General features: G+C 70.8%; 18 protein-coding genes. 4 read left to right on the forward strand and 14 right to left on the reverse strand.

Going from position 1 to position 22,134, the window contains the following annotated elements; genetic code table 11:
• Nucleotides 1-98 precede the first annotated feature (98 nt).
• From OG734_RS11755 to rimP, 8 genes are all read right to left on the reverse strand, one after another.
• On the reverse strand, nucleotides 99-3,728 hold the full coding sequence (locus OG734_RS11755) for a serine protease (protein WP_330287441.1): 3,630 nt from the start codon (nucleotides 3,726-3,728) through the stop codon (nucleotides 99-101).
• Nucleotides 3,729-4,031: 303 nt separating this feature from the next.
• Entirely contained in the window at nucleotides 4,032-4,940 is a 909-nt protein-coding gene (gene truB, locus OG734_RS11760; RefSeq protein WP_330287442.1) for a tRNA pseudouridine(55) synthase TruB, read from the reverse strand.
• A complete protein-coding gene (gene rbfA, locus OG734_RS11765; protein WP_330287443.1) occupies nucleotides 4,937-5,398 on the reverse strand; it encodes a 30S ribosome-binding factor RbfA in 462 nt (153 codons plus the stop codon). Before rbfA ends, truB begins: the two co-directional genes overlap by 4 nt.
• A gap of 68 nt (nucleotides 5,399-5,466) precedes the next feature.
• Nucleotides 5,467-5,760, reverse strand: coding sequence for a DUF503 domain-containing protein (locus OG734_RS11770; protein ID WP_053740969.1), 294 nt, complete (start codon nucleotides 5,758-5,760; stop codon nucleotides 5,467-5,469).
• Nucleotides 5,761-6,000: 240 nt separating this feature from the next.
• Nucleotides 6,001-9,165 carry a translation initiation factor IF-2 gene (gene infB / locus OG734_RS11775; protein ID WP_330287444.1) on the reverse strand — a complete coding sequence of 1,055 codons (3,165 nt, stop codon included), beginning with the start codon at nucleotides 9,163-9,165 and terminating at the stop codon, nucleotides 6,001-6,003.
• Nucleotides 9,166-9,312: 147 nt separating this feature from the next.
• Nucleotides 9,313-9,591 (reverse strand): YlxR family protein, encoded by a 279-nt coding sequence (locus OG734_RS11780; RefSeq protein WP_330287445.1) that lies wholly within the window; start codon nucleotides 9,589-9,591, stop codon nucleotides 9,313-9,315.
• A gap of 101 nt (nucleotides 9,592-9,692) precedes the next feature.
• The gene (gene nusA / locus OG734_RS11785; RefSeq protein ID WP_330287446.1) at nucleotides 9,693-10,727 is read right to left on the reverse strand and encodes a transcription termination factor NusA; all 1,035 of its coding nucleotides are present in this window, start codon (nucleotides 10,725-10,727) and stop codon (nucleotides 9,693-9,695) included.
• 2 nt (nucleotides 10,728-10,729) lie between these two features.
• Nucleotides 10,730-11,260 carry a ribosome maturation factor RimP gene (gene rimP, locus OG734_RS11790; protein ID WP_330287447.1) on the reverse strand — a complete coding sequence of 177 codons (531 nt, stop codon included), beginning with the start codon at nucleotides 11,258-11,260 and terminating at the stop codon, nucleotides 10,730-10,732.
• A gap of 215 nt (nucleotides 11,261-11,475) precedes the next feature.
• On the opposite strand from rimP, the gene OG734_RS11795 reads away from it, so the two are divergent.
• The 3 genes from OG734_RS11795 to OG734_RS11805 are packed head-to-tail and all read left to right on the forward strand — an operon-like array spanning nucleotide 11,476 to nucleotide 13,467.
• The gene (locus tag OG734_RS11795; protein WP_330287448.1) at nucleotides 11,476-12,027 is read left to right on the forward strand and encodes a hypothetical protein; all 552 of its coding nucleotides are present in this window, start codon (nucleotides 11,476-11,478) and stop codon (nucleotides 12,025-12,027) included.
• A gap of 8 nt (nucleotides 12,028-12,035) precedes the next feature.
• Nucleotides 12,036-12,521, forward strand: coding sequence for a ferritin-like domain-containing protein (locus tag OG734_RS11800; protein WP_330293633.1), 486 nt, complete (start codon nucleotides 12,036-12,038; stop codon nucleotides 12,519-12,521).
• A 40-nt stretch (nucleotides 12,522-12,561) separates the two neighbouring features.
• Nucleotides 12,562-13,467 (forward strand): aminoglycoside phosphotransferase family protein, encoded by a 906-nt coding sequence (locus tag OG734_RS11805; RefSeq protein WP_330287449.1) that lies wholly within the window; start codon nucleotides 12,562-12,564, stop codon nucleotides 13,465-13,467.
• A gap of 432 nt (nucleotides 13,468-13,899) precedes the next feature.
• Here the strand turns inward: OG734_RS11805 and OG734_RS11810 are convergent, their stop codons facing one another.
• From OG734_RS11810 to dxr, 6 genes are all read right to left on the reverse strand, one after another.
• Complete coding sequence (locus tag OG734_RS11810; protein WP_330287450.1) at nucleotides 13,900-15,606, reverse strand: proline--tRNA ligase; 1,707 nt, start codon at nucleotides 15,604-15,606, stop codon at nucleotides 13,900-13,902.
• Nucleotides 15,607-15,697: 91 nt separating this feature from the next.
• Nucleotides 15,698-16,273 carry a GNAT family N-acetyltransferase gene (locus tag OG734_RS11815; RefSeq protein WP_330287451.1) on the reverse strand — a complete coding sequence of 192 codons (576 nt, stop codon included), beginning with the start codon at nucleotides 16,271-16,273 and terminating at the stop codon, nucleotides 15,698-15,700.
• 144 nt (nucleotides 16,274-16,417) lie between these two features.
• Nucleotides 16,418-17,272: a GNAT family N-acetyltransferase gene (locus OG734_RS11820; protein WP_330287452.1), complete on the reverse strand. Its 855-nt coding sequence runs from the start codon at nucleotides 17,270-17,272 to the stop codon at nucleotides 16,418-16,420.
• A 195-nt stretch (nucleotides 17,273-17,467) separates the two neighbouring features.
• The gene (gene ispG / locus OG734_RS11825; RefSeq protein WP_330287453.1) at nucleotides 17,468-18,625 is read right to left on the reverse strand and encodes a flavodoxin-dependent (E)-4-hydroxy-3-methylbut-2-enyl-diphosphate synthase; all 1,158 of its coding nucleotides are present in this window, start codon (nucleotides 18,623-18,625) and stop codon (nucleotides 17,468-17,470) included.
• A gap of 192 nt (nucleotides 18,626-18,817) precedes the next feature.
• Entirely contained in the window at nucleotides 18,818-20,110 is a 1,293-nt protein-coding gene (locus OG734_RS11830; RefSeq protein ID WP_330293634.1) for a M50 family metallopeptidase, read from the reverse strand.
• Nucleotides 20,111-20,118: 8 nt separating this feature from the next.
• Entirely contained in the window at nucleotides 20,119-21,429 is a 1,311-nt protein-coding gene (gene dxr, locus OG734_RS11835) for a 1-deoxy-D-xylulose-5-phosphate reductoisomerase (RefSeq protein ID WP_330287454.1), read from the reverse strand.
• 154 nt (nucleotides 21,430-21,583) lie between these two features.
• Here dxr and OG734_RS11840 point away from each other — a divergent pair, with 154 nt between their 5' ends.
• Entirely contained in the window at nucleotides 21,584-22,036 is a 453-nt protein-coding gene (locus tag OG734_RS11840) for a lamin tail domain-containing protein (RefSeq protein ID WP_330287455.1), read from the forward strand.
• Nucleotides 22,037-22,134: the final 98 nt, after the last annotated feature.

The raw sequence follows: 22,134 nt of genomic DNA on the forward strand, positions 1-22,134 counted from the left end.
CCCCGCTCGCATCGGCATGGAGGCTGTGACGGGGCGCACGTGACCGATTGTCGACAGTCGTCTCGAATGTCGACTCGAAGCATGCCTCGGACCACGTCCTAGGCGGGGACCCGAACCCCCGCCAGGTTCTCGATCATGCGGCGGGTGCTGGGGCCGACCACCGCAGCCCACTCCCCCGGGGTCTCGGTCAGCCAGCCCGCCACCAGTACCGCGAACCCGGGCACGCGCCTGCTCAGCTCGACCAGCCCGCAGTCGAAACGCGTCGCACCGTCCGGGGTGCCTACGAGCAGCAGCCCGCAGCGGTGCACGAGGCCCCGGGTGCGCAGCTCGCCGTGGCGGGTCGCGCCCTCCGCGGTGGCCCGGAGCAGCGCGTCCAGGACGGTGGGGTCGTGCTCCCGGGCCAGCAGGGCTTCGAGGAGTTCGTGGCGGAGGGGGTTGGAGGCGGGGGTCCCGGGAGCGGCGAGCACGGTCGCGAGCGCCGCGCGCACCGGTGCCGGGCCGCCGTCGAGGAGGCCGGTGACCAGGGGGAGGAGTACGGGCCGGCCGGTGGGGCCGTGGTCGAGGCGCCGGTCGACGTACTCGGCCACGTGCCCGGCGGTCTCCGGGTTCCGCTCCGCCACCTCCCGTACGAGGGCGGCTACGCGGCGGGCCAGGGCCGGGGCCGTGATGTCGGCGAGGGTGCGCAGGGCGTCGCCGGCCTCCGGCCCGAGCAGCCTGGTCCGGAAGGCGTCGAGGACCGGTTCCGGATGGGTCACGAGGGCCGCGACCAGGGCGCTCGGCGGGAGGTGCGGGTCGTCGGCCGTGAAGTGCCGCAGCGCCTGCGGGAGATGGCTGTCGCGGGTGCGTGGATCACGGACGAGCAGTGCGAGCGCACCACCGTGCAGCGTGCAGTCGGCCGGGCGGGAGAGCAGCGCGAGGGCCGCGTAGCGCAGGAGGTCGCGGTCGGCCTCGGTGCGCACATGGGGCGCGGCGCGCGGTCCGTACGCCATCGCCGCGACCCGCCTGGCCGGCCGCTCGTCGTGCGCCCACCGGTCCACGGCCCGGCAGAGGGCGGACGGCTCCTCCTCGGCGAGGACGGCGAGGAGTTCGTCCCCACGCCGGTGCGCGCTGTCGACGAGTGTCTCGGTCAGGTTGTCCAGGGCCCGGTGGCGGTGGGTGTGGAGCAGCGCCTGGGCGGCGGTCGCCACGGTCGCGTCCGGCATCGCGGGCAGCGGACGGTCGTCGTCGAACCAGCGGGCGAGGAGCGGTTGTACGGCGGCGGGGTCGGCGACGAGCAGCTCGGCCACGGCATCCAGGTAGCGGGGCCGGTCGGACCGGTCCGGAGGGTCGTCGCCGACGACCAGTCGACGCAGGAGGTCGACGCGGGTGACCTCGGGGAGATGGAGGGCGGTCCAGAAGGACGGGCCCCACTCCGGGGGGACCGTCCGGTTCCGTCGGCGGCAGGCCACGATGTGGTCGGTGAGGAGGCGCAGGACGTGGGTGTACGGGGTCGCGTCGGGGACGTGGCGGAGTACGTCGGTGAGGAGGTGGGTCGCCCACCAGGTGGAGGTCGATGTGCGGGGCGTGGACTCGGCGTTCAGGGCCTGCACCAACTCCCGGAGGCGGTGCGCCAGTTCGGGGGAGCCGTGCTGGCGGGCGAGGAGCAGCAGTGACTGGACGACCGGACCGATGCGGTGGTGCGGTACGGGGACGAGGGCCGCGTCCGTGCCGTTCTCCGGGCGGCGCCGGTGGACCAGAGCGTGCAGGGCCTCATCCAGGTCCAGGTGTGTGCCCTGGATCCAGTCGGCGAGTTCTTCGTGGGCGAAGCGGTAGCCGGTGCCGGCGGGGACGAGGAGGCCCTCGGTGAGGACGGCGGAGGCCCAGCCCGTGCCGCCGCCCAGGCGGGCCGGTGCGGGGCCCCAGGGGAACACGGACTCGAAGGACGCGCGGTCCAACTCGCCCTGTCCGGGGCCCAGGCTGCGGCGGGCGGCCTCGTGGACCTGGCCGGAGACCTTGGCTGCGAGGCGGCGTACGGGGGTGCCGCGCAGGCCGTTCTCGGCGGCGAGGCGGACGGCGATGCGGAGGCACATCAGGTCGAGGTAGGCGCTGAAGACGGTGTGGCGGTCGAGGCGGGGGGTGGGGGTCGTGGACGTGGTGGGGGCGTCGGGGAGGGCGGCGCGGACCTCGGAGAGGAGGCGGAGGGTGAGGGGGTGGCGGGCGTCGTGGGGGGTGAGGATGGTCGGGGGGATGGCGTAGCGGGCTTGGGCTTGCTGTGCTTCGGCTTCGGTGAGGTCGGTGAGAGTGAGGTGGTGCGGGGGGTGTGGTGGGCGTTGGGGTGTTTCGCCCCCGCCGCTCCTACCCGTCCCATCCCTGGGGGCTGTGCCCCCAAACCCCCCTTCGGCCTGGACGGCCTCGTCCTCAAACGCCGGACGTGCTGGATGGTGGGCGCCCGTCTGTTCCCAGTACTCCGGGTGGCAGGCCAGGACCAGGCGGGCGTTCGTTTCGTGGAGCCAGTTCTCCGTCGACCTTGTCCAGTCCTGGGCGCGGTGGGCCAGGAGTGGGGGCATTTCCTCAGGGCCGTCGAGGAGGAGCAGGAGGGGGCGGCCGGTCTGGTGGGCGAGGCGGGCCAGGCGTTCCGGGGTGATGTCGCCCAGGTCGGCGTACGCGCCCGACGCGGCCACGATGCGGCCCGCCCGGTCCAGCGCGCGGCGGGCCGCGTCCGCCACCGAGGTGTCCTCGTCGCGCAGGTCGGCGCCGCGCAGCCACAGGGTGGGAGCCGGTTCCGTGTCCCGGTGGCGGCGGGCGGCCAGGGCGGCGAGTTCCGTCGTACGGCCGCTGCCCGGTGCCCCGACCAGGCCGAGGACGACGGCCGGGGTCTCGTGTGCGGCGGCGAACGCCCTCAACTCCCTTGTCACCTCCGCCCGTTCGATCGGCTCGACTACGCCGCCCGGCGGTCCGTCCGATCCGATCGAGGTGGCCGTGAGTTCCAGGACACCCGCGAGATTGAGGTCGGCGCCGTACGCGGGCACCGTCGCCGCGTTGCGGGCGAGGAGGTCGGTGAGGGGGCCGAGACCGTCCGGTTGCCGGTCGCGCAGCGGGAGTGCGAAACCGGCCGCGCGGTGTCCGGCCGGTTCTTCCGACGCTCCCGTGGGCTGCGGCAGCAGGGCGGTGCCCAGTACCCCCAGCACCGCTCCCGTCGTACGGTCGAGCACCGGGCCCCCGGCCGCGCCGCCGCCCAGTCGCAGTGCGTCGCTGCCCGCTGTGCCGATCGCCAACTCGAGGGCGTCGGGGAGGAGATGGAAGCGGTCCGTGGCCGTGTACGTGACATCGGTCGTGCCGAGCACGCGCGCCTCGCGCCAGCCGCCCGCCGCGATCCGTACATACGTTCCGGTCGCGACGCGGTCCCGTACGGAGACGGGGAGTGGGTCCGTATCCAGCCCTTCGGTGTGTACGAGGGCCAGGCCCAGGGCCGGAAGGGGGGTCACCGCATCCGCCGTCGACACCACGCAGGTGCGGTCGGCGGCGCCATGCAGGACCAGCCGGGCCAGGCCGTCGACCGCCTCGTGGCTGGTGATCAGCGTGCCATGGTGGTCGGCCACGAAGCCCGTACCCCGTGGGCGTCCGGCCAGGTCGCACACTCGAACGAGCGACTCGTCGGCAGCTTCCGCGGCAGCCTCGCCGTCTCGCGCCTCAGGCGCACCGGCCGACGGCCGACGGCCGCCCCCGGCGCGCGGGCCCCGTCCCGTCATCGTCGACCTCCCCGCCGAACACGCGAGCCTGCGTACGCACGCGTCTACTTCGACGGTAGGCAACCGATGATCAGCCGGACAGGGCATGTGGCGAACGCGCCCCCTTCCGCCCCCTCGGTTCACTCCGAGCGCCCGCCCGGACGGGTGAATGAATCCCGAGGGATGGATACACCTCTGGGTGGGGGAACCGAGGGGGAACCGTGGAGCGGCGGGAGCGTGTCCCCGTGATCGCCGCTCCACGGCCCGGCAGCACTCTTCGTAGCGCCCTTCGGCATCCACTCCGGCGAACGGGTGCCGGCAGTCTCAGACGAAGACCGCGAGGCTCTTCGCCTTGCCCTTCTCCTCTTCCACCAGGGCGAGGAACTGCCCGGTGGGGTCGAAGACGGCCACGGCGCCCACACCCGTGTACTCCTCGGGCATCTCCAGCCGTACGCCGTTCGTCAGCAGCCGCGCCCGGCGCTCGTCCACGTTCCAGCGCGGGAACGCGGCGGTGGCCGCCTCGGCGATCGGCATCACCGTCAGTTCCTGCTGCAACTGGTCGAGCGTCCGGGCCCCATCCAGCTTGTACGGGCCGACCCGCGTCCGGCGCAGCGCGGTGAGGTGACCGCCGACACCTAGGTCGGCGCCCAGATCCCGGGCCAGTGCGCGGATGTACGTACCGGAGGAGCACACCACCGACACGACCAGGTCGAGTACGGGGGTGCCGTCGGCCGCGACCGCCTCCCGGACGTCGTACACCGCGAAGGAGGAGACGGTGACCGGGCGGGCCGGGATCTCGAAGTCCTCGCCCTCGCGGGCACGCTTGTAGGAGCGCACGCCGTCGATCTTGATCGCGCTGACCTTGGACGGCACCTGCATGATGCGGCCGGTCAGCTTGGCGACGCCGGCGTCGACGGCCTCGCGGGTGACCTTGGAGGCGTCGGTGGAGGAGGTGATGTCCCCCTCGGCGTCGTCGGTGAGCGTGTTCTGCCCGAGGCGGACGGTGCCCAGGTACTCCTTCTCGGTCAGCGCGAGGTGGCCGAGGAGCTTGGTCGCCCGCTCCACCCCGAGGACGAGCACGCCCGTGGCCATGGGGTCGAGGGTGCCGGCGTGTCCGACGCGGCGGGTCCTGGCGATCCCGCGCATCTTGGCGACCACGTCGTGCGAAGTGAAGCCCGACGGCTTGTCGACGATGACAAGCCCGTCGGGCGTCCTGGTGTTCTGCTGCGTCATGCGGAGGTGTCGTCCGTCTCTACGGTGTCGTCCTCGTCGTCCGGCTTCTTGTACGGGTCCGCGTCACCGGCGAACGCGGCACCCGCGGACGCCTGGCGCACCTGCTCGTCGGAGGCACGAGCCTTGTCGAGGAGGTCCTCGATCTTCTTGGAGGTGTCCGGGAGGGCGTCCGCGACGAAGGCCAGGGTCGGCGTGAACTTCACGCCCGCGGCCTGGCCGACGGCGGAGCGCAGGACGCCCTTGGCGCTCTCCAGGCCGGCGGCAGCGGCTGCCCGGTCCTCGTCGTCCCCGTACACCGTGTAGAAGACGGTCGCCTCTCGGAGGTCCCCGGTGACCCGGGTGTCCGTGATGGTGACGTGGGTGCCGAGCCGCGGATCCTTGATCCCGCGCTGCAGCTTCTTGGCCACCACCTCTCGGATGAGGTCAGCCAACCTCTTCGCCCGCGCGTTGTCGGCCACTGGTCCGTCTCCCGTTCTTTCTGTTCCGCGTTCAGCGTTCTGCGTTCTTGCAGGTCGTTCATCTTCGGCTAGTCGTCGTCGCCGTGGAGCCGTCGTCGTACGGACAGCAGCTCCACCTCGGGGCGACCGGCGACCAGCCGCTCGCACTGGTCCAGCACATCGGTGATGTGCCCCGTGTCCCCTGCCACCACCGCCAGGCCGATGCCGGCTCTGCGGTGCAGGTCCAGGTGTTCGACCTCGGCTGCGCTCACCGCGTACTTGCGCTGGAGCTCGGCGACGATCGGGCGGACAACGGAGCGCTTCTCCTTCAGCGAGCGTACGTCGCCGAGCAGGAGGTCGAAGGACAGAGTCCCCACGTACATGTGTGTATCCGGATGACCCGCCGGTGCGGGATCGATGGCCCCGCCGACTGTATGGGCGGGGGCATCAAGAACGGTACAACGAACGGGGCTGTGGCTCGACGGGATTGTTCTCGCCCCCGCCACCCCTACCCGCCCCGTCCCGCCCCGTCCCGTCCGAGCGGATGAAATACCCCCCAGCAGACGGCCAGGCTGGCCGGCGGGGACTTCTCCCGCCGACCAGCCTGAACACGCACCGCCTGTTTAGCCGCGCGGCTTCTCGCGCATCTCGTAGGTCGCGATGACGTCGTCGACCTTGATGTCGTTGAAGTTTCCGAGGTTGATACCGCCCTCGAATCCTTCGCGGATCTCGGTGACGTCGTCCTTGAAGCGACGCAGACCGGAGATGGTGAGGCTCTCCGCGATGACCTTGCCATCGCGCAGCAACCGCGCCTTGGTGTTGCGCTTGACCTCGCCGGAGCGGACCAGCACACCGGCGATGTTGCCCAGCTTGGACGAGCGGAAGACCTCGCGGATCTCCGCCGTACCGAGCTCGACCTCTTCGTACTCCGGCTTGAGCATGCCCTTGAGGGCTGCCTCGATCTCCTCGATGGCCTGGTAGATCACCGAGTAGTAGCGGACGTCCACGCCTTCGCGCTCCGCCATCTGCGCCGCGCGGCCCGCAGCGCGGACGTTGAAGCCGATGACGATGGCGTCGGAGCCGGTCGCCAGGTCGATGTCCGACTCGGTGACCGCACCCACGCCGCGGTGCAGGACGCGGATGTCGACCTCTTCGCCGACGTCGAGCTGGAGCAGCGAGGACTCGAGAGCCTCCACCGAACCGGACGCGTCGCCCTTGATGATGAGGTTGAGTTCCTGCACCAGACCGGCCTTGAGGGCCTCGTCCAGGTTCTCCAGGGAGAACCGGACACCCCGGCGGGCGAAGTTGGCGTTGCGCTCGCGCGCCGCCCGCTTCTCGGCGATCTGACGCGCCGTACGGTCCTCGTCGACAACCAGGAAGTTGTCGCCGGCGCCCGGGACGTTGGTGAGACCGAGGACGAGGACCGGGGTCGAGGGACCCGCCTCTTCCACGTTGTCGCCCTTGTCGTCGAGCATCGCGCGGACACGGCCGTACGCGTCGCCGACCACCATGGTGTCGCCGACCCGCAGGGTGCCTCGCTGGACCAGGACGGTCGCGACGGCGCCACGGCCCTTGTCGAGGTGGGACTCGATCGCAATACCCTGCGCGTCCTGCTCCGGGTTGGCCCGCAGGTCGAGCGAGGCGTCCGCGGTGAGGACCACGGCCTCCAGCAGGCTCTCGATGTTGAGGCCCTGCTTGGCGGAGATGTCGACGAACATCGTGTCGCCGCCGTACTCCTCGGCCACCAGACCGAACTCGGTGAGCTGACCGCGCACCTTGGTCGGGTCGGCGCCCTCGACGTCGATCTTGTTGACCGCGACCACGATCGGCACACCGGCCGCCTTGGCGTGGTTCAACGCCTCGATCGTCTGGGGCATCACACCGTCGTTGGCCGCCACCACGAGGATCGCGATGTCGGTCGACTTGGCACCACGGGCACGCATGGCGGTGAACGCCTCGTGACCGGGGGTGTCGATGAAGGTGATGCGACGCTCTTCTTCGTTGACGACGGTCGCGACCTGGTACGCACCGATGTGCTGCGTGATACCGCCGGCCTCGCCCGCGACGACGTTCGTCTTGCGGATGGTGTCGAGAAGGCGGGTCTTACCGTGGTCGACGTGACCCATGACGGTCACGACCGGCGGACGCGCGACGAGGAACTCCTCGCCACCCTCGTCTTCACCGAACTCGATGTCGAAGGACTCGAGCAGCTCGCGGTCCTCCTCCTCGGGGCTGACGATCTCGAGGACGAAGTTCATCTCGTCCGCGAGGAGCCTCAGCGTCTCGTCGGAGACGGACTGCGTAGCGGTGACCATCTCGCCGAGGTTCATCATCACGCCGACGAGCGACGCCGGGTTGGCGCCGATCTTCTCGGCGAAGTCGGTCAGGGACGCACCACGCGACAGGCGGACGGACTGTCCGTTGCCGCGAGGCAGCATGACGCCGCCGACCGACGGGGCCTGCATGGCCTCGTACTCCTGGCGCCTCTGCCGCTTCGACTTGCGACCACGACGCGCGGGACCGCCGGGACGACCGAAGGCGCCCTGCGTGCCACCACGGCCACCCGGACCACCGGGACGACCACCGAAGCCGGGACGACCGCCGCCACCGCCACCGGGACCACCCGGACGGCCGGCGAAACCGCCGCCACCGCCACCGGGACCACCGGGACGACCGGCGAAACCGCCGCCACCGCCACCGGGACCGGCCGGACGGCCGGCGAAGCCGCCGCCACCGGGACGACCGCCGCCACCGCCACCGGGACCACCGGGACGACCGCCGCCGCCACCGGGACCGCGGCCACCAGGGCCACCGCCGGGACGCGGGCTGCCCGCAGCGGGACGCTGCGGCATCATGCCGGGGTTGGGACGGTTGCCGCCGGGACGCGGAGCGCCACCGGGACCACCCTGCGGACGGGGCATGCCGCCCGGAGTCGGACGCGCGCCGCCCGCACCCTGCGGACGGGGAGCACCCTGGCCACCGCCGGCGCCCTGCGGACGCGGAGCGCCGCCGGGAGCACCACCGGGGCCACCCTGGCCGCCGGGACGCGGGGCGCCACCCTGCGGACGGGGCGACTGGGGACGCGCCATGCCGGTGGAGCCACCGGACGTGAAGGGGTTGTTACCCGGACGCGGACCCGCGGGACGGGCACCGCCGGGACGCGGAGCGCCCTGGCCACCCGGACGCGGGGCGCCCGGACGCTCACCACGGGCCTGGCCACGGTCCTGACCGCGGTCCTGGCCCTGACCCCGGTCCTGACCGGGACCCGAGGGACGGGCACCGCTGGGACGCGGGGCGCCGGGACGGGCACCGCTGGGACGCGGAGCCTGTGCGGCGGCCGGAGTGACCGGGGCCGACGGCGGAGCGGTGAACTCCGGCGTGGTCGGCGCCACGGGGGCCGCCTTCGGCGCGGGCTTGGGGCCCGGCGTCGGACGTGAGCCCTGGGCTGCCGGGGCGACCGGAGTAACCGGGGCACTCGGCGCGCTGGGCGCGACGGGCGCTGCGGGGCTCTCGGCCACGGCGGGCTTGGGAGCCGGCGGCCGCGGGGCAGCCGGACGGGCCGACTGCGCCGGGGAGGGCGCGCCGGGCTTGGGGGCAGCCTTGCGCGGGGCGCCGGGCTTGGCGCTGCTCCCGCCCTGGAAGGCATCTGTCAACTTGCGTACTACGGGCGCCTCGATCGTCGAGGATGCCGATCGGACGAATTCACCGAGTTCCTGGAGCTTGGCCATGACAGCCTTGCTCTCCACCCCGAACTCCTTGGCGAGTTCGTATACCCGGACCTTAGCCACTTCGCTCCTTTTAGGTCCGGGTTGCGGCCGGACCGTCGCTACTTCATGGGCGTACTCATCGCGTGCTCATCGAGTGCTCATCGCAATCTCGACCTACTTCCAACTCGCGGGGGTACCAGGGCCGCACGGGGTTCCGCGCGACACGTTCTACGGTGTTGCCTGCTCGACGTACTGGCGCAACGCCACCACGTCGAGCGTTCCCGGGACACGCAGTGCCCGTGGGAACGCCCGGCGGCGTACCGCCAGGTCGAGACAGACCAGGGCGGGATGCACGTACGCACCCCGGCCGGGCAGCGTACCGCGATGATCGGGGACGCATTCACCCTCGACCGCCACGATGCGCAGCAGTTCCTTCTTGGCCGCTCGCTCCCGACACCCCACACAGGTGCGTTCAGGGCATACGCGGGCACGCGTCCGGCCAGACACTCCTAAGTCTACCTCCCCGCAGCGACCTCACCCCTTTGGGGCAAGAATCGAACGGCTGTTGTCGTGATCTCAGCCACCTGCGGCTTGGATCTATTCCCCAGCTAGTCCCGGGGCCGTTCCCCGGGACGCTCGGCGGGCCGCTCCGACGACTGCTCGGAGGGCTGCTCGATGTCCGGGCGGATGTCGATCCGCCAGCCGGTCAGTCGGGCCGCGAGCCGGGCGTTCTGGCCCTCCTTGCCGATCGCCAGCGACAGCTGGTAATCGGGGACCGTGACGCGCGCGGAGCGGGCCGCGAGGTCGACGACCTCCACCTTGTTGACCCGGGCGGGGGACAGCGCGTTCGCCACCATGTCGGCCGGGTCGTCCGACCAGTCGACGATGTCGATCTTCTCGCCGTTCAGCTCGGCCATGACGCTGCGCACCCGGCTGCCCATGGGGCCGATGCAGGCCCCCTTGGCGTTCAGGCCGCTGCGCGTCGACCGCACGGCGATCTTCGTGCGGTGACCGGCCTCACGTGCGATGGCCGTGATCTCGACGGAACCGTCAGCGATCTCGGGCACCTCCAGCGCGAAGAGCTTCTTCACCAGGTTGGGGTGCGTGCGCGAGAGGGTGACGGACGGACCGCGCACACCCTTCGCCACTCGTACGACGTACGACCGCAGCCGCAGCCCGTGCTGGTAGTTCTCCCCGGGGACCTGTTCCTGCACCGGCAGGATGGCCTCCAGCTTGCCGATGTCGACAAGCACGTTCTTCGGGTCGCGGCCCTGCTGGACGACACCGGTGACGATGTCGCCCTCGCGGCCGGCGTACTCGCCGAGCGTCGCGTCGTCCTCGGCATCCCGCAGGCGCTGCAGGATGACCTGCTTGGCGGTGGTTGCGGCGATCCGGCCGAAGTCCGACGGAGTGTCGTCGAACTCGCGTGCCTCCTGCCCCTCCTCCAGCTCCTGGGGGTCCTCCTTCGCCCACACGGTCACATGACCGGTCTCCCGGTCGAGCTTCACGCGCGCATGGCGGCGGCTTCCCTCGGTGCGGTGGTAGGCGATGAGGAGGGCCGACTCGATCGCCTCGACCAGCAGGTCGAAGGAGATCTCCTTCTCCCGCACCAAGCCCCGCAGGGCACTCATGTCGATGTCCACGGCTACGCCTCCTCCTCTTCCGTCATGTCCTGCTCGTCTTGCTTGTCCTGCTTGTCTTTGCGGTTGAACTCGACCTGGACGCGGGCCTTGTCGATGTCGCCGAAGGCGAGCCGACGGACGGTGGCCTTGCGGCCCTTCACGCCGGGCACTTCGAGGTCCATGCCTTCGTCGTCCACGGTCAGGATCCTGGCGACCACTTCGCCGCCGCCCTCGGTGAGCTGGAACCTCACCATCCGTTCGACGGCACGTACGTAGTGCCGGTGCTCGGTGAGTTCACGCTCGGCGCCGGGGGTGCCGACCTCCAGGGTGTACTCCCCCGCGCCCATCGCGTCCGTCTCGTCGAGCTTCGCCGAGAGCGCGCGGCTCACATCGGCGATCGCGTCCAGATCGGCACCGTCGTCGGAATCGACGACGACCCGCAGCACTCTCTTGCGCCCGACGGACTCCACTGCGATCTCTTCGAGATCGAGACCCTGCGAGCTGACGAGCGGCTCCAGGAGCTCTCGAAGCCTCTCGCTCTGGGTGGTGCTCATCCGGGTGACTCCTCGGCCGCGTGTGCTGTTGTGGGTAGGTCGTCTGTCAGGTCAAAGGGTATCCGGTCCCAGGGGGTGTTGCCGTCCACCGGCCCACCGCCCGTCGCCCGGCTGCGCCGGTGTCGGGCGGTGGGCCGGGGCGCGGGTACGGTGATCGCGGGCGTGCTGCCCTTCCCTGGTGTTCTGTTCGTACGAGCCCTCCGAGGACGTCTGCCGTGCCGTTCCCCCCGCCGTCGCGCACCCCGCTGGGAACCCCTCCGGGTCCGCGCCGAAGGACTCTGCTCGCCTCGGCCGCGGGCGCCGCCCTCCTCGTGGGCTGCACCGCCGAGCCCGACACGACGGCCACCAGCGCCGGCAGCCCGTCGGTCGCCGAACGCTCACGCGCGCGTGCGGCACGCGACAGCACGGTGCTCGTACGGCAGTACGACACGGCGATCGCCGCGTTTCCGGCGCTGGCTGAGCGGCTGTCGGAGCTGCGGGCGGAGGTCGTACGGCACGCGGAGTCGTTCGGCGGCGGCGGGCCGGCACCCACGCCCACACCTACATCCACATCCACGCCTACCTCGGCATCCGCGTCACCGTCGGCCTCGGCGGTGCCGGCGAGCGAGCAGGACGCCCTGGCCGGGCTCGCCGCCGCCGAACGGACCCTCGTGGACCGGCGCACGAAGGCGCTACTTGAGGTGCCAGGCGAGCTGGCGCGGCTGTTGGCCTCGGTGGCCGCTGCCGGGGCCGCGCATGTGTATCTGCTGACGGAGGGCGCGAAGTGACCGGGTCGATGCCGAAGAAGGCCGAGAAGGACACTGCCGAGCTGACCGCGCTCCAGGCCGCTCTGGGCGCCGAACACGCGGCGGTGTACGGGTACGGAGTCGTCGGGGGGCTGATCGGCGAGGCCCGCCGGAGCGAGGCGAGGGCCGCGTACGACGCCCATCGGGCCCGGCGCGACGAGCTGGCGCGCAAGGTGCGGGCCCTCGGGGGTACGCCGGTGGCGGCGGCAGCCGGGTACGCCCTGCCGTTCGTTGTGTCGGACTCCGACGCCGCCGTCCGTCTCGCGGCCGAGCTGGAGGAGCGGGTCGCCGGGGTGTACTCCGACCTGGTCCGGGCAACCGGGGGCGAGCGGCGCCAAACGGGGGCCGAAGGGCTGAGGGAGGCCGCGGTGCGGGCGGTTCGATGGCGGGGCGGGAGCGTACCCTTCCCTGGTCTCGCCGAGCGGGCCGGCGCCGTGTCGGCACCGGCCACGGCGTCGGCGACACCTACGGCGTAGCCCGTACCGCATACCGCGACCGGAAGGAAACGACTCGCGCATGGCTTTCGAACCGCCGTCCCGTCTGGTGAGGGCGCTCGGCGAGACGGCACCGGACGGTGACGACTGGCTGGCGCGACTGCCCACGGCGGCTCAACAGGCCGTGGATCTACGCGTGTTGAGTGTGGAACGCGTACAGGTTCCGGGCGGTCGCAGCAGTCTGGTGATGCTGGTGCGGCGGGCCGACGGTACGCCTGCCGTCCTGAAGCTCGCGCCGCGCCGGGCCCGGCCGGAGAGTGAGCGGGCGGCGCTGGCGCACTGGGGCGGGGCAGGGGCGGTGCAGTTGTTGGAGCCGTTCACCGACGTGGGTGTGCTGTTGCTCGAACGGCTGCATCCTGATGTGTCGGTGCGGTCGCTGCCCGAGGCGAAGGCACTGCTGGAGGCGGCGGGGACGCTGCGGCGGCTGTGGGTCGAGCCGCCCGCCGGCTCGGACGCGGTGTTCGAGACGGTGGCCTCGCGGACCGGTCGGCAGGCCGAGGCGATGGCGGCGAGCGCCCTTGCGGACGCCGAGGTGGCGCCGCTGGTCGAGGCTGCGCTCGCTGCGCGCGCGGAGTTGCTGGTCGCGCCGCCCGAGGCACGGTTGCTGCACGGGACGTTCCGGCAGAGCAAGGTGCTGGCCGCGGATCGAGTGCCCTGGCTGGCGGTGGGGCCGGACCCGGTGGTCGGTGAGTGCGCGTTCGATTTGGCGCGGCTGGTTCGGGACCGGGTGGAGGATCTGATCGCGTCGTCGTCGGGGGCGGCGATCACTCGGCGGCGGGTGAAGCGGCTTGCCGAGTCGTTGGATGTGGATCAGGAGCGGTTGCGGGGGTGGACGTTGTTCCGCGCGGTGGAGTCCGGGGTTCGGGCGCTTCGGGTGGGGCGTGTGCGGGATGCGGAGTTGTTGCTGGAGTTTGCCGGGTGGCTTTGAGGTTTCGGGGCGAGTGCAGGCCGGTGGGGGCTCGTCGCGCCCACGCGGCAGAGCCGCAAATCGATGCAGCCCCGCGCCCGGCATCCCGAACGGGGCCTCGATGACCCGTACTTCACTCCCGGGCACGTGCACCGTGCACAGCGCGCTGCCGGGTTCCGAGGGCGTCCCGGCGGCCCGGCGGCCCGGAACCACTCGGCGCCGTAACGGGCGATCAGCGCGAGGTGGGCCAGGTCCTCGACGTTCTGGGCGGAGAACTGGCCGGACAGGAACCGTCTGGCGGCGGCTCCCCGCTCCTGCTCCCTGACCGTCATGGCCGTTCCCCTCCGTAGGATGTGACTCTGTGTCACGCCCTACGTTCGGGGAACGGCCTGAGAGAGGTCTGTGAGGCGTCCATACGCCTCCCGAGAACTCTCTGAGAGCCGGATTCAAAAATCAGGCGGTGGCGGTCAGGCGGGCGATCGCTTCCTCGACCGTCAGTTCCTCGCGCTCGCCCGTCCGGCGGTCCTTCAGTTCGAGGACGCCCTCGGCCGAACGGCGGCCCGCGACCAGGATCTTCGGTACGCCGATCAGCTCGGCGTCCGTGAACTTGACGCCCGGGGAGACGCCGGCGCGGTCGTCGACCAGGACGCGGGCGCCGGCCGCGGCCAGCTTGTCGGAGACGTCGAGGGCCAGTTCGGTCTGGAGGGCCTTGCCGGCGGCGACGACGTGGACGTCGGCCGGGGCGATCTCCTTGGGCCAGCACAGGCCCTGGTCGTCGGCGTGCTGCTCGGCGAGGGCCGCGACCGCGCGGGAGACGCCGATGCCGTACGAGCCCATGGTCACGCGGACCGGCTTGCCCTGCTGCCCGAGGACGTCGAGGCTGAGGGCGTCGGCGTACTTGCGGCCGAGCTGGAAGATGTGGCCGATCTCGATGGCGCGGTCCAGCTTGAGGCCGGTGCCGCAGGCCGGGCAGGGGTCGCCTTCCTGGACGACCACGGAGTCGATGTACTCGTCGACCTCGAAGTCACGGCCGACGACGACGTTCTTCGCGTGCAGGCCGTCCTTGTTGGCGCCGGTGATCCAGGCGGTGCCGGGCGCGATGCGCGGGTCGGCGAAGTAACGGACCTTCTCCAGGCCCTGCGGGCCGACGTAGCCGCGTACCAGGTCGTCGCGGCCCGTGAAGTCCTCGGCGGTGACGAGTTCGACGGGGGCGGGTGCGAAGTGCGCCTCGACCTTGCCCAGATCGACCTCACGGTCGCCGGGGACGCCGATCGCGACGATCTCGCCGTCCACCTTGATCAGGAGGTTCTTGAGGGTGGCGGAGGCGGCGACGTCCAGGTACGCGGCGAGCGTCTCGATGGTCGGGGTCGCGGGGGTGGGGATCTCTTCGAGAGCGGGGACGGCCGACCCGTCCACCGGCTGGAGCGCGTACGTGATCGCCTCGGTGTTGGCGGCGTAGTCGCAGTTCGGGCAGTCGGCGAAGGTGTCCTCGCCGGCGGCGGCCGGGGCGAGGAACTCCTCGGACTTGGAGCCGCCCATGGCGCCCGCGGTGGCGGCGCAGATGCGGTAGTCGAGGCCGAGACGCGCGAAGATCTTCTGGTAGGCCTCACGGTGCAGGGCGTACGACTGGGCCAGGCCCTCGTCCTCCGTGTCGAAGGAGTACGAGTCCTTCATCAGGAACTCGCGGCCGCGCAGGATGCCGGCGCGCGGGCGGGCCTCGTCGCGGTACTTGTTCTGGATCTGGTAGAGGATCACCGGCAGGTCCTTGTAGGACGAGCACTGGTCCTTGACCAGGAGGGTGAAGATCTCCTCGTGGGTGGGGCCGAGGAGGTAGTCGCCGCCCTTGCGGTCGTTCAGGCGGAACAGCTCGGGGCCGTACTCGTCCCAGCGGCCGGTCGCCTCGTACGGCTCCCTCGGCAGCAGGGCGGGCAGCGTGACCTCCTGGGCGCCGATGGCGTCCATCTCCTCGCGGACGACCCGCTCCACGTTGGCCAGAACCTTCTTGCCGAGCGGCAGCCAGGACCACAGACCGGCGGCCGTACGGCGCACATAACCGGCCCTGACCAGCAGCTTGTGGCTGAGCACCTCGGCGTCGGCAGGGTCGTCACGCAGTGTCTTGACCATCAAACGGGACATGCGCTGGACCTGGGCCTGGGCCATGATTCTCGACTCCTGCTGCGTAAGGGTGATGGCAGGAGGTTAGCCGGGGGGTGCGGGACGGTGGAAATCGGTTCGCCCGTGCGGACAGGGCCTAGCGGCGGCGCAGTGGCAGCGGGGCGCCCATCACGGCGTACGGCTTCGGGGCGCTGGGGAAGAGGACCTGGCGGGCCAGGTCCTCGTAGCCGAGGGAGTGGTAGAGGCCGCGGGCCGGGCTGTCGGTGTCGATCGCGGAGAGGATCGAGCGGGGTTCGGCGGCAGCGTCGGTGATGGCGGTGATGAGGGCGCGGCCGACGCCGATGTTCTGGAAGGTCGGGTGGACGTGCAGTTCGGTGATCACGAAGGAGTCGTCGAGCCAGGCGTCGTGGCCCTGCCGGCGCAGATACGGCTCGACGACGGTGGACCACCAGTGCGTACGGTCGTTCGGCATGCCGTACACGAACCCGGCGAGCCGTCCCTCGGGGGTGGTCGCGCCGAGCGCGCGGGCACCGGGATAGGTCAGATGCCGCAGGACGATCTGCCTACGTACGGCGACCTCGTCGGCGCCGAGTCCGAACGCCACAGCCTGGACGGCGAGTGCCTCGTCGACCCGGGCGGTGAGGTCGACGGGGGCGACGACCACGTCGTGGGGGCGGGGGTGACGGTGGGCCTGACCGGGGAAGCGCGGCATGTCGGGAGACTACAGGGGGTGCGGAGTGTGCTTGGTGGGCGCGGGCTGGATGTGGCTGAGCCCCGTCCGTCGCCACGTTGCTCGGATGAGTCGGATGAGTCGGATACGGCGAATACGTCAGATGCGTCAGATGCGTCAGATGCGTCAGAACAAGACGCTCATGAACGCTCCGACCTCCTGGAAGCCCACCCTCAAGTACGTCCGGCGCGCGGGGGTGTTGAAGTCGTTCACATACAGGCTGACCACCGGGGCCACGTCCGCGAGGGCGTAGCGCAGTACGGCTGCCATGCCGGGGGCGGCGAGGCCCAGGCCCCGGTACTCGGGGGCCACCCATACGCCCTGGATCTGGCAGGCCTGCGACGTCGCGGCGCCGATCTCGGCCTTGAAGGCGACCCTGCCGTGCTCGTCCAGGCGGGCGAAGGAGCGGCCGGAGCCGACCAGTTCGGCGACCCTGGCCTGGTAGAGGAGGCCGCCGTCGCCGGCGAGGGGCGAGATTCCGACCTCCTCGGTGAACATCGCCACGCACGCCGGCATGATCGCTTCCATCTCGTCCTTGCGGATGCGGCGGACGTACGGATCCGGGGCGACGACGGAGGGGGCGGGCAGCCGGTCGGTGACCATGAGGGGCTGGTGGCGGCGGACTTCCCGGGCGGGACCCCAGCTCGGTTCGAGCAGTCGCCAGAGCTGGGTGGTGGCTTCGGCGGGGCCGACGATGGAGGAACAGCGGCGGCCCGCTCGCCTGGCCCGGTCGGCGAAGGCGCGTACGGCGCGCGGGGTGGCGCAGATCGGGACGAGGTTGGCGCCCGCGTAGCAGAGGCTGGTGAGCATGCCGTCCTCGTACCAGCCCCACATCTCGCCGCCCAGGCGCCAGGGGTCGAGGCCGGCGACCTGGACACGGGAGGTCACAAAGGCGTTCGCGACCGGCTCGCGGCCGAGGACGGCGAGTGCGGCGTCCAGGTCGCCCGGTTCGAGCACCCGGGAGGTGGTCTGCGTCAACACGTGCGGGGCCTCACCAATGCGGTCTGCTGATCCCCGCACTGTACCTGCGGAAGCTGGGCGGCGTCGTGCTGTGTTTCGTGCCGCTCTGTTGTCAGTGAACAGTTGGCTTGGCTTGCCGTACCTGGGGGCTGCGCCCCCAGACCCCCCTTCGGCCCCGAAGGGGGGTCGTCCTCAAACGCCGGACAGGCTGGATAGTCAGCCCGCCACGGAGACCGAAGGCTCGCCGGAAGCGATCCCGTCCGCCTCCATCTGTTCGGCGATCTTGAGCGCCTCCTCGATCAGGGTCTCCACGATCTTCGACTCGGGGACCGTCTTGATGACCTCACCCTTCACGAAGATCTGGCCCTTGCCGTTTCCGGAGGCGACGCCGAGGTCCGCCTCGCGGGCCTCGCCGGGGCCGTTCACCACGCACCCCATGACGGCGACGCGCAGCGGGACCTCCATGCCCTCCAGGCCGGCCGTGACCTCCTCGGCCAGCTTGTAGACGTCGACCTGGGCGCGCCCGCACGACGGGCAGGACACGATCTCCAGGCCTCGCTGGCGGAGGTTCAGCGACTCCAGGATCTGGTTGCCGACCTTGATCTCCTCGACCGGCGGCGCGGACAGCGAGACGCGGATCGTGTCGCCGATGCCCTCGCTGAGCAGCGCACCGAAGGCGACGGCCGACTTGATGGTGCCCTGGAACGCCGGGCCAGCCTCGGTCACGCCCAGGTGGAGGGGGTAGTCGCAGGCCGCCGCGAGCTGGCGGTAGGCGTTGACCATGATCACCGGGTCGTTGTGCTTGACGGAGATCTTGATGTCCCGGAAGTCGTGCTCCTCGAACAGCGACGCCTCCCACAGCGCCGACTCGACGAGCGCCTCAGGCGTGGCCCTGCCGTACTTCTGGAGCAGCCGCTTGTCGAGCGAACCGGCGTTGACGCCGATGCGGATCGGCGTGCCGTGGTCCTTGGCGGCGCGCGCGATCTCCTTGACCTGGTCGTCGAACTGCTTGATGTTGCCGGGGTTCACACGGACCGCCGCGCAGCCCGCTTCGATCGCGGCGAACACGTACTTCGGCTGGAAGTGGATGTCGGCGATCACCGGGATCTGCGACTTGCGCGCGATCGTCGCCAGCGCGTCCGCGTCGTCCTGGGTGGGGCACGCCACCCGCACGATCTGGCAGCCGGACGCCGTCAGCTCGGCGATCTGCTGGAGTGTGGCCCCGATGTCCGACGTACGCGTCGTCGTCATCGACTGCACCGACACCGGCGCGTCTCCGCCCACGGCCACCGAACCGACCTGGATCTGTCGGCTCTTCCGGCGTTCGGCGAGCTTGGTCGGAACGGACGGCATGCCGAGAGAAATCGCAGTCATCTGCTGTGCAACCCCAAGTTGTGATTCAAGGTCCGGTCCCGTGAACAGCGGGCTCCAGGCTTCGAGATTACGGCACGTGCCCAGACCCGAGCACATCCCGCACGTAAACCCACTCATTGGGGAACGGCCGGGCGCGGTGAGGTTCTCCCACTGTGCCCGGCCGTCGAGAACTTCTGCGCGAACGCCGTATGGCTACGAGATGCGCACCGGGTTGACCACGTCCGCCACCAGGACGAGGAGCGTGAAGCAGATGAAGATCCCCGCCACCACATAGGCGACCGGCATCAGCTTCGCCACGTCGAACGGGCCCGGGTCCGGGCGCTTGAGCACCTTCGCCGTGTTCCGTCGCAGCGACTCCCACAGGGCGCCCGCGACATGGCCGCCGTCGAGCGGCAGCAGCGGGAGCATGTTGAAGAGGAAGAGGGACAGGTTGAAGCCCGCCACCAGCATCAACGCCATCGCCAGCTGTTGGGTGGGCGGGATGTCGAGGGTGAAGATCTCGCCGCCCACGCGGGCCGCGCCGACCACGCCCATCGGAGAGTCCGCCGCGCGTTCGCCGCCGTCGAAGGCCGCGTTCCACAGGGCGGGGATCTTGCCGGGCAGGCTGGCGATGGAGTCGACGGCCTCGCCCATCCGGTCGCCCATCCAGGTCAGCGAGTCGCCGAAGTCCTGGCGGACGATGCCGGTGGCCGCGCTGAAGCCGAGGAAGCCGGCCGTGACGTACTGGCCGTCGACGATCTGGCCGCTGGAGTCCTTCTTCGCGACCTGGTTCGTGGCGATCTTCGCGTGGAGGGTGACTTCCTCGCCCTTGCGTTCGACGACGATCGCCACGTCCTTGCCGGGGTTGGCGCGGATCTCGTCCGAGAGCTTGTTCCAGGTGTCGACCTGGACCCCGCCGAAGGAGAGGATCTTGTCGCCCGCCTTGAGGCCGGCCGCCGCGGCCGGGGCGGCCGCGTCGGACTTGCGGCAGTCGTCGCGGCCCTCGCTCTGGGCGATGACGCACTTGGAGACCGAGCTGACGCTCGTGGTCTGCTGCGAGACGCCGAAGCCCATCAGGACGGTCAGGAACAGTGCCACCGCGAGGATCAGGTTCATGAACGGGCCCGCGAACATCACGATGACGCGCTTCCAGGGCTTGCGCGTGTAGAACAGGCGCTTCTCGTCGCCCGGCAGCAGTTCTTCGTAGGACTGGGCGCGCGCGTCCTCGATCATCCCGCGCCAGGGGGAGGTCGAGCGGGCCTCTATGCGGCCGTCCGGGCCCGGCGGGAACATGCCGATCATGCGGATGTAGCCGCCGAACGGGATCGCCTTGAAGCCGTACTCGGTCTCACCCTTCTTGCGCGACCAGATCGTCGGGCCGAAGCCGACCATGTACTGCGGTACGCGGATGCCGAACAGCTTCGCCGTGGACAGATGCCCCAGCTCGTGCCAGGCGATCGACGCCAGCAGGCCGATCACGAAGACGACTATGCCGAGGATCATCATCAGTGTCGTCATGCACGGGCCTCCGCCGCTTGCTGTGTCTTCGCTTGCTGTGTCTGCGTCTGCAGTGTCTGGTGTGTCTTCATCTGGTGTGCCAGTTCCCGGGCCCTCGTCCGGGCCCAGGTCTCCGCCTCAAGTACGTCCGCCACGGTCAGGGAAGTTCCCGTACAAGGTGTGCCGTGCTCCTCGACCACCCTGGTCACGGTCTCCATGATTCCGTTGAAAGGCAGTCCGCCGCTGCGGAACGCCTCCACGCACTCCTCGTTCGCCGCATTGAACACCGCGGGGGCCGTGCCCGCGAGCTGCCCGACGTGCCGGGCCAGGCCGACCGACGGGAACGCCTCGGTGTCGAGCGGGAAGAACTCCCACGTCGACGCCTTGCTCCAGTCGAACGCGGGTGCCGCGTCCGGGACGCGCTCCGGCCAGCCGAGGCCGATCGCGATGGGGCCGCGCATGTCGGGGGGCGTGGCCTGCGCCAGTGTCGATCCGTCCGTGAACTCAACCATCGAGTGGACATACGACTGCGGGTGCACGACCACCTCAATGCGATCGAAGGGAATGTCGTAGAGGAGGTGTGCCTCGATCACCTCCAGGCCCTTGTTGACGAGCGTCGCGGAGTTGATCGTGATCACCGGACCCATCGCCCAGGTGGGGTGCGCGAGCGCGTCCTCGACCGTCACGTCGGCCAGCTGGGCCTTCGTACGGCCGCGGAAGGGGCCGCCGGACGCCGTGACCACGAGTTTGCGCACATCGGAGCGGGTGCCGGCCGCCAGGGCCTGGAACAGGGCCGCATGCTCGGAGTCGACCGGGATGATCTGGCCCGGCTTGGCGAGCGCCTTGACCAGCGGGCCGCCGACGATGAGCGACTCCTTGTTGGCGAGCGCGAGGGTACGACCGGCCTCCAGGGCGGCGAGGGTGGGGGCGAGACCGATCGATCCGGTGATGCCGTTCAACACCGTGTGGCAGTCGGTGGCGGCGAGGTGGGTGGCCGCCTCCGGTCCGGCGAGGATCTCGGGGAGCGGCTCCCCTGCGCCGTACCGCGCGCTCAGCGCCTCGCGCAGGGCCGGTACGGCGTCCTCGCGCGCCACCGCGACCGTGCGCACGCGCAGCTGGTGCGCCTGCTCGGCGAGGAGCGCGATCCGACCGCCCGCGGCGGAGAGCCCGGTGACCCGGAAGCGGTCCGGGTTGCGCAGCACGAGATCGATGGCCTGGGTGCCGATCGACCCGGTGGAACCGAGGATCACCACGTCCCTGGAGCCGTCTCCGGCGACGGGGTCGAAGACGAGGTGCGGGTCTGCGAGTGGGGCTGGACTGTCGGTCATCTCTCCATTGTGGCCGCTGCCACCGACAGTGAGGACACGGAGTCCCTCGGGTGATTGTCCATAAGTGAAACTCGCACACAGATCATGTGATAACACTTCTGCTCTGGCCGGTGGACGACCGGTCAGTCGTGGACGAAATCCTGGGGGGATCTCGATGCGCATTCGACGCGCTGCCCTGCCCGCGCTCGCGGGCGCCGTTGCCCTGACCGGCGCGGTTCTCAGCACTCCGGCCGAGGCGGCCGGCGGTGTGGTCATCCGGCACGTGTGGTTCGACAGTCCGGGTTCGGACACCGGCTCCAACGCCTCGCTCAACGGGGAGTGGGTGGAGATCAAGAACACCAGCTCGGCGTCCATATCGCTCAAGGGCTGGATCCTGAAGGACGTCGCCAATCACAAGTACACCTTCGCCAATCTGAAGATCGGCGCGGGCAAGACCATGAAGGTCCACACGGGCAAGGGGACAGACACCGCTGCGTCCAAGTTCCAGAAGCGGCGCGCGTACGTCTGGAACAACACCAGCGACACGGCGATCCTGACGAGAGCGAACGGGGCGAAGGTCGACGACTGCAAGTGGAAGACGAGCGACCCCAGCGACAAGTGGTGTTAGCTCCGCTGGACAGGCGGTTCGTCGCCTGCGGGTAGTGGGGGCTTGTCGCGGCCGAGCCGCGATCAGACAGAGCCCCAGCCCCGTGCCCCTTGGAGACG

Origin of the sequence: Streptomyces sp. NBC_00576 (assembly GCF_036345175.1) — a bacterium.
Lineage (GTDB): Bacteria > Actinomycetota > Actinomycetes > Streptomycetales > Streptomycetaceae > Streptomyces.

Bases quoted from the DNA above. Each gene is read 5' to 3' on its own strand.
- rimP (WP_330287447.1), bottom strand. From the start codon at position 11,260: ATGAGCACCACCCAGAGCGAGAGGCTTCGAGAGCTCCTGGAGCCGCTC.
- truB (WP_330287442.1), bottom strand. From the start codon at position 4,940: ATGACGCAGCAGAACACCAGGACGCCCGACGGGCTTGTCATCGTCGAC.
- dxr (WP_330287454.1), bottom strand. From the start codon at position 21,429: ATGACCGACAGTCCAGCCCCACTCGCAGACCCGCACCTCGTCTTCGAC.
- OG734_RS11810 (WP_330287450.1), bottom strand. From the start codon at position 15,606: ATGGCCCAGGCCCAGGTCCAGCGCATGTCCCGTTTGATGGTCAAGACA.
- OG734_RS11815 (WP_330287451.1), bottom strand. From the start codon at position 16,273: ATGCCGCGCTTCCCCGGTCAGGCCCACCGTCACCCCCGCCCCCACGAC.
- ispG (WP_330287453.1), bottom strand. From the start codon at position 18,625: ATGACTGCGATTTCTCTCGGCATGCCGTCCGTTCCGACCAAGCTCGCC.
- OG734_RS11755 (WP_330287441.1), bottom strand. From the start codon at position 3,728: ATGACGGGACGGGGCCCGCGCGCCGGGGGCGGCCGTCGGCCGTCGGCC.
- OG734_RS11840 (WP_330287455.1), top strand. From the start codon at position 21,584: ATGCGCATTCGACGCGCTGCCCTGCCCGCGCTCGCGGGCGCCGTTGCC.
- OG734_RS11770 (WP_053740969.1), bottom strand. From the start codon at position 5,760: ATGTACGTGGGGACTCTGTCCTTCGACCTCCTGCTCGGCGACGTACGC.
- OG734_RS11805 (WP_330287449.1), top strand. From the start codon at position 12,562: ATGGCTTTCGAACCGCCGTCCCGTCTGGTGAGGGCGCTCGGCGAGACG.
- OG734_RS11800 (WP_330293633.1), top strand. From the start codon at position 12,036: ATGCCGAAGAAGGCCGAGAAGGACACTGCCGAGCTGACCGCGCTCCAG.
- OG734_RS11830 (WP_330293634.1), bottom strand. From the start codon at position 20,110: ATGATGATCCTCGGCATAGTCGTCTTCGTGATCGGCCTGCTGGCGTCG.